This window comes from Zestomonas carbonaria, from assembly GCF_904061905.1.
In the GTDB taxonomy this organism is placed as follows: Bacteria; Pseudomonadota; Gammaproteobacteria; order Pseudomonadales; family Pseudomonadaceae; genus Aquipseudomonas; species Aquipseudomonas carbonaria.
Genome location: NZ_CAJFCI010000100.1, coordinates 24668 through 32360, shown reverse-complemented (window position 1 = coordinate 32360; position 7693 = coordinate 24668). Strand labels below are relative to the sequence as shown.

The window sequence follows — 7693 nt, the reverse complement described above, 5'->3', positions numbered from 1 at the left end:
GACAGCCTGAACGTCGAGCGCAACCGGCTGATCCGCATCGGCAAGGACCGCACTGAGGAAGTCGGCAACGACCGCTACGACAAGACCACCGCCAGCCACCTCATCGAGACCGGCGGGCACGTCGAGCACCACGTGCAGGGCCATCACCAGCTCGAGGCCGGGCAGAGCATCGAGCGCAAGACCACCGTCTACCGCCTGGAGGTAGGCGAGAGCGCCGTGCTGGAAGGCCCCGGCGGCACCATCACCTTGAACGACGCCGGCATCGCCATCGATGGCGTGGCGCTTCGCTTCAAGGGCAAGCTCGACCTGACCGGCAGCGGAAGCGGCAACCCACTGTCGTCCGGTGGCGAGCCGAACGAGGGCAAACCAGGCGAACAATCATGGTCCTGGCGCTTCACCCACTGAAACCACAAGGAGGCAGGTTTCAACCATGATGGATACCCTCAAGCCGACATCCCGCATCGGCCACCCCTTCAAGAACAAGGAAGGGAAGGCCTTCACCGACCCGATGCCGGCCTACGCCGGCCTCGCCCTGGCCAACGGCGGCCACTACCCCCTGGGCACCAATGGCCTGTTCCATGGCGGCATCCACTTCAGCGCCGCGACGGCGAACGCCTTCGACCAAGGCGACGGCGTGCGCTGCCTGGCTGACGGCGAGATCGTGGCCTACCGCCTCGACAGCCAGTACCCGGACGCCACCCCAGCCACCGAAAAAAGCTCCCAGCCCCCGCAAGGCCCGGCACTGCGCCCCTACTCCACCGGCTTCGTGCTGGTACGCCATCGCCTGCAACCACCGGCTCCGCCCGTCACACCGCCACCCTCCGAGGCGCCAACCATCACCCGCTATGGCGCCCGCCTGGCCGCGCGCCCCGGCGGCCCCTCGGTCGGCTGGCTGCCCCTGGGCACCGAGGTCGCCATGGCGGAGGAACGCGATGGCTGGGTCCGGGTCGCCGGCATGCCACCGGAGCAAACCCGCTGGCTGAACGGCCCCGTCGCCAATGCCTGGCTGCCGGTCAACGCCCTGGACAGCAACCCCTCGGGGTTTGGCCTGAAACTGGCCTCCCTGACGGGGCAGACGGTGTATGGAAAAGTCACCGTGCCCTGCACACCCGACCCGGGGCAAGTACGGGCCATGCAAGACTTCCAGGCGGCCCAGGCCGAATACCGGCGCCAATGCGAAGCTGCCGTTGCCCGCCCCACGCTGACCTTCTACAGCCTGTACATGCACCTGGCCGATGGCGCCAGCTACGCTACCTACCCCGAACGCCCACGTCCGGTCTGGTGGAACAAGCTTCGCTACCGTGCCGGCGCCAAGTCCCGGGACCTGACCGCATACACCCCGCGCCTCGTCGGCCTGAACATCCGCCAACAGCCCAAGGGCGAAAAGCTGGGCCTGCTGACACGCGGCTCCTGCATCGAGGTAGACGAACACTCATCCGACCGGAAATGGGGGCGTATCAGCCGGATCGTCGAGGGCAATATCGCGCCCCTGCAAGCGAACGCCCAGGTCTCGACCGAAGCCCCGAACGGCTGGGTGTTCCTGAAAGAACTGGAAGAAGAGCGCGAACCGGAAGGCTATGACCGCATCATCTGCCCCCGGGAACCGATCCCCGTGGCCGCCGGCGCCCTGCTCGGCCACCTCGGCGAAGATACCGCCTGGCACGCGCCGCTGGCGGCTAACCGGACCGCATCGAGCCCGCTCCTGCACCTCGAAGTGTTCAGCGCCGACGACGTCCCCCGCTTCATCGATGCCTGCCGGCAATGGGAAAGGCACCTGCCGGAAAACCAACACAACCTGCTGGCCTTGAACACCGGCGACGAACTGCGCGGCGAGCCCAAGGCCGACGGCGAGGTGATCGCCACCCTCCAGGGCCCACAGACCCTGCCATTGAGCGGCCTGAAATCCCACAAGGACGAAGCCGGCAAAGCCTGGCGACAGGTCAAGGCCCGCACGGGGCCGGGCACCACCGCCACCGGCTGGGTGGAAGAAACCGGCCGCCGTTGCAGCCCCTGGCGCTGGCGCGGATTCCAGGTCCTCGACGCCACCAGCCCGCCCGGCGGTAGCTGGTGGGAAGACGCGAACGAATTCGTCAACTACCTGCGCGGCGGTCCACGGCCGAAGGAAAGCGAATTCGTCAAACGGCTACGCGGCTGGCTGGACACCAACAAGGACGGCAAGCTGGACGAAACCGAACTGGACAACGCCCTGCGCGACCAACTGCTGGCGCCCCTGCTCGGCGGCGTGATCGCCTACCACGAGAGCGAATGGCACGTCCCCTCCTGGGAAAGCAAATACGGCATGCTCGACAAAGTCGCCGCCCTGCTCGGCCCCCTCGCCCAACGCAACCTGGAAGCGGAAAAGCCACGGGTGTCCAAACTGCAATGGTGGACGGAAGTCGCTCTGCAAGTGGGGTTGCCACAGGATGCCAGGGTGTATCACTTTCATCCGGTGGGGTTGGCGGGGTGCTTCCAAAAAGATAGCTGCTGTGAAATAACAGTTGAGTTTCTAGAAGAGGTGCTAGGAAAAACAGGTGATTGGTTCACTGGAAAAGGCGGTGGGAAGCGGTTTGAAGAAAATTACAAAGACAACTACCCGGATGTTTACAAGTTCAACAAAGGTAAGTTTGTCGAACTACTCAACCTCGCACTGGAACGCTACTCCATAAGCAGTTGCGACCAAAAAGCCCACTTCCTTTCACAGTGCTTCCATGAAAGCGCGCACTTCGAGTCAACAATAGAGTTCGCCTCTGGCAACCAGTACAATCCTGGAGTCCATCCTGACGCCATAAAGAACGGAAACACCGAAATGGGAGATGGCCCAAAATTTAAAGGAAAAGGTCTAATCCAACTAACTTGGAAAAACAACTACAAACGTTACTCGGAGCATAGAGGCATTGACTTCGTTTCAAGCCCTGAACTTATAGCCTCAAACATGTACAACAGCATAGACGCTTCTTGCTGGTACTGGAGACACAATGGCGCCATATACAAAAAACACAATGCAAAAGGCGATATCAACAAACTAGTTGATGCGGAAAAAGAAAATGTCGGCCTCATCACACTAGCAGTAAATGGTGGCAACAGAGGACTGAGAGAAAGAGAGCTATTATTCTCAAAGATCAAACAAAAATGGAACTTAAAATGACTGCTCTAAAAAAATTCAAGACAAACCAAATGTTCTTAACCACAGCAACTTTACCAAGCCTGTTGCTACTAACATCCCCCCCTCCATTATCCGCCTCTGAAACACTACCTCATTACAACCTAAAAATCACAGAACGCTCAAACGAACTTAAAATAGAGAGCTGTATTAAAGAAAAATGCAAAACAATAAACCTACCAAAGGAGCTAACAGAGCAATATGAAGAGGATCATGAGATAACAATAGACGACATAGACAGAAATAACACTCCAGAAATCGTAGCGACCGCCCATGGAGTAAACAGATGCTCGACCTTCTATAAATATGAAAGCGACACGAACTCACTTAAGGCAATCAGCCCAACAGAGAAAACGATATGTAACTACACAACATTTGGAGAGTATGTTTTCAGCAAGCACAGGGATGGTGCCACTTGGTATGAAGAGGTCTACCGGAGAGAGGATGGGCAACTTATCCTGATTGGCAAGGATAGATGTTTAGGTTGCGGACAAGTTTTCAGGACCATTTATCAAGACAAAAAACCAATAGAAAAAATGGTGGTAAACGACAAAGAATCGTACTTTGACAGAACGCAATTATCATCAGTGGTCTCTGTCGACAAGTCCATTCTATTCAACGAGCCGAGCGATAGTTCCCCGACAAAAATGTATCTAATAAAAGGGGACTCCGTGCAGCTTGTTGATTATAGCGACGAAGGTAACGGGTGGTATTTGGTCCGTTACAACCACCCGCAAAAGACAGCTATTCAGAAATGGGTGCACTGCTCTGACCTGAAGGTATGTGGCAATTACTAGCTCAATGTTAGCCGTCTTCCAGCACGCCTATAGCCAAGCATTAAAATATCGGTAGCACTTTAGATATGAAAAATACAAAAAGAGATATCCGCAAGTGCCACCCAACATGCTTTATATTACTTGCACTCCTTGGCTTAAATACAATGCCGGCAAAGGCTATTGCACAGCCGGCACTCAGTCACTGCTCCCCGGATGAGAAAATTCACTTCACATGCCAGACGTCAAACAAGAAGCACTTATCTCTTTGCGGCGGACAATACAACACGACAATTACTGATAGGAAATATGTCTACGGACCAATAGATGATGCGGAACTGATTTACCTGCAAGAAAACAAAGAAAGTTTCTTCCACAATCACTATGCCAGATATCAAACCGAATACATCAATAGATGCAGTTCAAGCTTACGATAGTGAGGCTTTGACCGTCGGCGCAATGCAAAAAACCATTAACAGCCAAGGTTACGGTGAGTTCCCCACTCAGGTTCCAGATTTTAAAAATAACCATCCAGAACTATACGAAACCCTATTCTTACAGTGCGACTGGGAAGTAAAAGTCGAAGAAAGAGGGGCTCGAATGTACTATAAAGGAATAACTGGCCTCGAACTGAAGCAAAAGCTTCGTTCGGAATTCTCCACGAGCAGCCGGGAGAAAAAGAGCTCCCCACCACTGACAGGTACGGGCCGTGCAAGACTTCCAGGCGGCCCAGGCCGAATACCGGCGCCAATGCGAAAGAGCCTTCAAAAAAGAAGACTCCACTTCAAGAGAATATGGGATGATGAAAAAATATTTCTTGGCATTTAAAATAGCCACCTTTCTATTTCTATCCCCACATGCTCATGCAAGCGAGACCATTACCTTTATTAGAGGAGACTTAGATAGCGATAAGAAAAATGATGAAATAAAAATTTTTTCCATAAAAAACTCAGAACACTACGGACTATCTATAACTCTTTCTAGCGGCAAAAGATTTGAAAATAAAGATTTCATTCCCGGAGCTCAGCTTGTCAGCAAAGGAGACATCCAAGAGTTCAATGGAATTGCAATAAACAACGGAGCCGTCAATATTTTCTATAACTACTGTGGACCAGAGTATTCGATCTGCTCCAATAGAACCTTAATCGTAGCCTATAAAGAAGAGTCACTAGACTTCATTGGACAAAAAGTTGTCTCTTACTCAAACGGCTTCACCAACTCATTCTATGAAGCAACCTCCCCTGCCACACCTCTAACCGAATTAACTTATGAGTCTTATCTACAAAGAGACCAACCTGCAGAACAAGACTTCACTAGACAATTCGGTAATTGCATCGCTGACCTAGGCCTCTCAGCGCTAGATGATATTGCCGATGCACTACAGCAGGAAACTTATCCTGATTGGCTTACAGAAAAAGGATGCATAACAACACAGCTAGTATCAGGAATGCTGACGCAAGGCGAGATAGATACCAAAAACCGCCCTACGCTACTTTGAAAGTATTTTAACGACGACAGGCCATTAGAAAACCAGGTCGTTTCGGGGCTTGAGATAAATTATTGGGCGAACTGATCTGAGACAACTCATCAAATGCCTATTAAGACGCCAAATCTACTATTGCTTATACTTTTTCTTTGTACCACTTCAATTTTCAGCGAAGCCCAAGAGCGCTCTCTCGAAAATAGGAACGGCCCTCCCCTCATAAAAATCAAATACAAAACCAACGACGGCTGCTCATTTTCGTATAGTCCAGTCAATTTCTGTGACACTGAGCACACTCAAGAAATAGCCAACGCAATAAAAGAGAAGACTCCAAACTTCAACAAACACTATATATTAATAACCATACCCGAAAGACCAGAGTATCATCAAAAATCAATAGTTGCCATAGACTCTCTCTCAGGAGTGGTATATCCAGTTCCCGTAGATGCATTTTCAGGAACCCCTAGCGATAGAGCCCCTGAGGGGAAAGAAGGAAAACTAATCTTCAGCACAGACAGTAAAAAATTATGCATCGAGGGAGACATTTTGGCTTACCGAGTCATTAGCAGCGGTAATTTCTGTTTCCTCCTAGAAGAAGAAAAATTTGTCGGGCACCACACTCCCTATATGGAATAACCCCTAACTTAAAACAAAAACCATGAACTCTGTCACAATAAATTTAAAATCCATAGCATTCATATCATTATTAACCATGTCCGGATTATCCTATGCCACACAAGACTGTGAAAAACCGAACAATAGCCAGCAGGTTTTTGAATGTTCAAAGGTCGCAAGCACAATAGCCAACCACGTTTTGAACAAAGCATACAAAGATCTTATCTCAAGAATAAGAGAGCAATATCTCCCCGCCCCAAAGCTCGGCGATGAGTACATTGAAAAAATAAAAAAATCGCAACGCACCTGGATCACTCTAAGAGACTCAGACTGCGAAATAGAAGTCTTCATTATAGAACCAGGCACACAAGCCTACGAAACAACCAAAAACCATTGCGCTGCCAGACTTACAGATGCCAGGCGTAGCTTTCTGGACTCAACCTCGCAACACTGAAAGCCGCACAGCAAGAGCAGACCACTTCGAGAGGACATGGAATGAAGCAAAAGTACTTATTAGCACTTAAGATAATATTATTTTTATTTCTACCATTATATTCCCAGGCAGACGAGACCATTGCCTTTATCAAGGGAGACTTGGATGGCGACAATAAAAACGATGAAGTAAAAATATTCTCAATACAGAACTCAGAGTACTATGGATTATCTGCAAATCTTTCCAGCGGCAAAAAATTTGAAAATAGAGAATTCATTCCCAGCAGTAACATTGCCAGCAAAGGAGGCATTCAAGTGTTCAATGGAATTGCAATAAACAACGGAATAATAAATATTTTTTAACTACTGCGGCCCAGAGTACTCGATCTGTACCAATAGAACCCTAAGCGTGATCTATGAAGGGAAATCACTAGAACTAACTGGACAGCATGTTATATCCTCTTCTAATTACTTCACCAGCTCATTTCATGAAGTAATTTCCCCGACCATACCTCTGACCGAATTAACTTATGACTCTTACCTACGAAGAGATCAACCTGCAAAAGAAGGCTTCAAAAAACAGTTCGGTAATTGTATCGCTGACCTAGGCCGCTCGGCACTAGATAATATTGCCGCTGGACTACAGCAGGAGACCTACCCTGATTGGCTTACAGAAAAAGGATGCATAACAACACAGCTAGTATCAAGAATGCTGACGCAAGGCGAGATAGATACCAAAACCGCCCTACGCTACTTTGAAAGTACTTTAACGGCGACAGGCCGTTAAAGTCTTGTCGTTTCGCGGCTTGAGATAAATTATTGGGCGAGCTGACCTGAGATAACTCATCAAATCCCTATGAAGACGCCAAAAGTACTATTGCTTATACTTCTCTTATTTAGCTCAGTATCGCATGCAGAACTCAACAACAGAGAAGTAAATTTCAATAACTATCCAGCGCCCTCTTACACCGGGGAATTACATTTGCCTAAAGGCATATACCAAGATCAGGATGATTACTGGATAAACGACCTTGGAAAACGAATAGGAGAGCCCCAGATAAATTTTGCAGGAAAGTACTTCGTGGCAGCGCATAGCTGTGGTGCTGGGTGTAGGTACTATACGATGACAGACCTATCAAATGGGTCGGATTCCAATGCCTTGGAGATTTTCTCCAGCACTGAGCCACCACAGAGAACAAAGGATGGACATCCCTATATAACGACTCTAGA

General features: G+C 50.1%; 6 protein-coding genes and 1 pseudogene. All 7 read left to right on the top strand.

Translation table 11 applies throughout. The features are described from left to right. Window positions 1–405: pseudogene (locus PSEWESI4_RS24805) on the top strand (type VI secretion system Vgr family protein); the annotation flags it as partial. A gap of 25 nt (window positions 406–430) precedes the next feature. Then, window positions 431–3145: a glycoside hydrolase family 19 protein gene (locus PSEWESI4_RS24800; protein WP_187673915.1), complete on the top strand. Its 2715-nt coding sequence runs from the start codon at window positions 431–433 to the stop codon at window positions 3143–3145. Further along, complete coding sequence (locus PSEWESI4_RS24795; protein ID WP_187673914.1) at window positions 3142–3957, top strand: hypothetical protein; 816 nt, start codon at window positions 3142–3144, stop codon at window positions 3955–3957. The genes PSEWESI4_RS24800 and PSEWESI4_RS24795 overlap by 4 nt, the downstream gene beginning before the upstream one ends. A 685-nt stretch (window positions 3958–4642) precedes the next feature. After that, window positions 4643–5431 (top strand): hypothetical protein, encoded by a 789-nt coding sequence (locus tag PSEWESI4_RS24790; protein WP_187673913.1) that lies wholly within the window; start codon window positions 4643–4645, stop codon window positions 5429–5431. Between the two features lie 643 nt (window positions 5432–6074). Then, window positions 6075–6485, top strand: a complete 411-nt coding sequence (locus PSEWESI4_RS25525) for a lysozyme inhibitor LprI family protein (protein WP_187673912.1) — start codon at window positions 6075–6077, stop codon at window positions 6483–6485. 41 nt (window positions 6486–6526) lie between these two features. Continuing rightward, a complete protein-coding gene (locus PSEWESI4_RS24780; RefSeq protein WP_187673911.1) occupies window positions 6527–6826 on the top strand; it encodes a hypothetical protein in 300 nt (99 codons plus the stop codon). Window positions 6827–6872: 46 nt separating this feature from the next. After that, the gene (locus tag PSEWESI4_RS24775; RefSeq protein ID WP_187673910.1) at window positions 6873–7250 is read left to right on the top strand and encodes a hypothetical protein; all 378 of its coding nucleotides are present in this window, start codon (window positions 6873–6875) and stop codon (window positions 7248–7250) included. Window positions 7251–7693 lie beyond the last annotated feature (443 nt).

What these genes read in the sequence shown, in the direction of transcription:
- PSEWESI4_RS24800 (WP_187673915.1), top strand. Translation starts at nt 431, where the DNA reads ATGATGGATACCCTCAAGCCGACATCCCGCATCGGCCACCCCTTCAAG.
- PSEWESI4_RS24795 (WP_187673914.1), top strand. Translation starts at nt 3,142, where the DNA reads ATGACTGCTCTAAAAAAATTCAAGACAAACCAAATGTTCTTAACCACA.
- PSEWESI4_RS25525 (WP_187673912.1), top strand. Translation starts at nt 6,075, where the DNA reads ATGAACTCTGTCACAATAAATTTAAAATCCATAGCATTCATATCATTA.
- PSEWESI4_RS24780 (WP_187673911.1), top strand. Translation starts at nt 6,527, where the DNA reads ATGAAGCAAAAGTACTTATTAGCACTTAAGATAATATTATTTTTATTT.